This window comes from Streptomyces lycii, from assembly GCF_009735685.1.
GTDB classification, from domain to species: domain Bacteria; phylum Actinomycetota; class Actinomycetes; order Streptomycetales; family Streptomycetaceae; genus Streptomyces; species Streptomyces lycii.
In genome coordinates, this window is record NZ_WHPN01000219.1 from 1 (window position 1) to 2671 (window position 2671).

1 protein-coding gene and 1 pseudogene are annotated in these 2671 nt (G+C 76.8%); both read right to left on the reverse strand.

Features of this window, described 5'->3' with window-relative positions:
- Positions 1-1616 (reverse strand): protein kinase (locus GCU69_RS34315; protein WP_156205586.1); only part of this gene is annotated, 1616 nt, incomplete at its 3' end.
- A 180-nt stretch (positions 1617-1796) separates the two neighbouring features.
- A pseudogene (locus GCU69_RS32585) lies at positions 1797-2671 on the reverse strand (serine/threonine protein kinase); the annotation flags it as partial.

Here is a 2671-nt window from a genome sequence, read left to right on the forward strand (position 1 = left end):
GGGCGGCCGGGGAGGGACTGCCCGGGAACGGTTCCGGAGGCAGCCGTACCGGTGGCCCCGGCACCGGCATCGCTCCACCCGGCGCCGCGGTCCTGTCCGGAGGCGGGCTGCCCTTGGGTGAACCGGCCCGAAGCAGGCTGCTCCTGGGGGAACCGCCCGGGAGCGGACTGCCCCGGGGCGGGCAGCCCGGGCGGGTGCGCGCCCCCGCCCGGTGCCTGCGGTCCCGACGTTTGGTGTCCCGACGTTTGGTGTCCCGACGCGTGGTGCCCGGACTGCTGCTGTCCGGACGACTGCTGTCCCGGCGAACGCTGTCCCGGTCCGGGCAGGTGCGGTCCCGGCACCGGGCCCAGGTCCTGCGGGCCGGACCGGCCGGTGTCGCCGCGGCCGTCGGTACGGAGACTGGCGCGGGCTGCGGCGCGGGCGCCCGCGGAGTAGGCGGCGACGGCCCGTACCCGCGGCTGGCGGCCGTCCGGCAGAGCGGGCAGCGAGCCCGTACCGGCGGTGTGCGGGCCGCGTCCGGAGCCGTCCGCGTCCGCCGTTCCGCCGGGTCCCGGCCCGGTGCGGGGCCGGCCGGCCGTACCTCCGGATCCCGGCCCGGTGCCGGGCCGGCCGGCCGTACCTCCCGGGCCGCCACGGGAGGCCCCCGCGTCGACACCGGCGACCTCCGCATCACCGCGGTACGCAACCGCACCGCCGGAGACACCCGCGCCATCAGGGGAAGCACCCGAAGCGCCACCCGAAGCGCCAGGCGCGGGACCGCCCCCCGGAGCACCCGAAGTCCCCGAAGCCCCGGAACCGCCCGAAGTCCCCGGAGCAGGACCGGAACCACCCGGACCGCCCGGACCGGCGCCGAAACCACTCGCGCCGCCCCCGGACACGGCCGGCCCGCCGGACGGGCCCGGGCCCCCGGAAGCCGGTCCGCGCCCGCCACCCGGGCCTCCGGAAACCGCTCCGCCCCCGGGCACCGTCCCGTCTCCGCCGCCCGGACCACCGCCCGGACCGCCCGGGCCGTCCCCCGGTTCCGTCTCCGGCGGCGGCGTCGGGTCGTAGCCGCACAGGGCTTCCTCGGCCGCCCCGGCCGCCAGGCCGGTGAGCACCGCGCGGCCGTCGTCGCAGACGAGCACCGTGCGTGCCGTGATGTTGCGGTGCACCCAGCCCAGGGCGTGCAGCGCGCGCAGCGCCGTCAGGATGTCCGCGGCGACCTCGGCCGCGCGGTGCGGGGACAGGGTGTCCTCGGCGAGCAGCGCGGCGAGCGGGCGGCCGGGCACGTATTCGCTGACGATCCACAGGCCGCCGTCCTCGGCGAAGACGTCGAAGACCTGGTCCAGGCGCGGATGGTCGGGGACGGCCGCCGCGGCCGTGGCCGCGTCGAGGGCCCGGCGCACCACCGGGTCGCCGGGGCGGCGGGTGGCGCGGCCGGTTCCGGGGGCGCCCCAACTGCCGTCCGGGCCGGGCATCTCGGCCTCGACGGTCTCGGGCAGCGGGACCTGCCGGACCGTTACTTCTTGTCCGCTGTACGTGTCGAAGGCCCGGGTCTCGACGATGTCGCAGGCGTCCGCGGGCGGCCGGGGCAGGCGGTAGCGGTCGGCCAGCACCCGACCCGCGTAGTCCTCCACGACGCCTCCCCGGAGCGCGCGTTCCCGATTCCGTACGGACCAGTCAATTCCAGTCGGTATCCGTCCGGTTGCGGCTGCGTACAGTCCGCAACGTCTCACGATACGTGCCCGGGCCGGGCCCTGCCGACCGGACGGCCGAACCGGGCGCCCCGGGGATTTCCCGGCCGTCCGGGCGGGCCGCTACGACCGGGGGCGGAAGGTCGCGAAGGCCGTCTCGCGCAGGGTCCGGCACTCCTTCTCGTCCCAGGCGTCCTTCACACAGGTGATCATTATCGAGTAGCCGTGCCGGGCGTCGACCTTGAAGCCGCGGTTGAGGACCCGTACCCGCTCGCCGCCCTGGTCCCGCTCGAACGACCAGTCGGCGACGGTCGGGTAGCCGCGGTAGTCGACGCTGCTGATGCCGAGCGACTTGTAGCCGGGCATGCTGCCGCGCACCGCGTCCTCCAGGCCCCGCCAGGCGGCGGCCGCGTCGTTTGTCGGCGAGGAGTTGAAGTCGATCTGGACCCGGGGGAACCCGCCGGACTCGCTGTAGATGCCGCCGGAGTTCTGGCCCGCTATGCCGGTGCGCTTCCAGCCCTCGGGCAGGGCCATGGAGAAGTGGAAGCGGTCGTCGGTCTTCTCCGCGTAGCCGTCCGGGACCTCGTCCGACGCCTCCTTGCCGGCGTCACCGGCGGAGTCACCGCCGTCCGAGCCGCTCCGGCCGTCCTGGCCGCCGGCGTCTTCCTTGCCGTCGGCGCTGTCCCGGTCCGGCTTCCCCGCACCGTCGTCGCTCTTGGGCTCGGCGGGACGGTCCGCCGCCGAACCGCCGTCCGCCGCCCCGTCCTTGCCCGCCGTCGTCCCGCTGTCCTTCGCGGCGGAGCCCCCGCCGGAGCCGTCACCGTCGCCGAGGGTGAACACCAGCACGACGGCGAGCACGGCCAGCACCACGACCGCGGCGATGACGGCGAGTGTCCGGCGCGGTACGACATCGGTGAGCGAGGCCGTGACACCCCTGCGGGCCCCCGCCGGGCCGGACGTGCCGGAACCGCCCCGGGCACCGGCCGCCGTACCGGCAC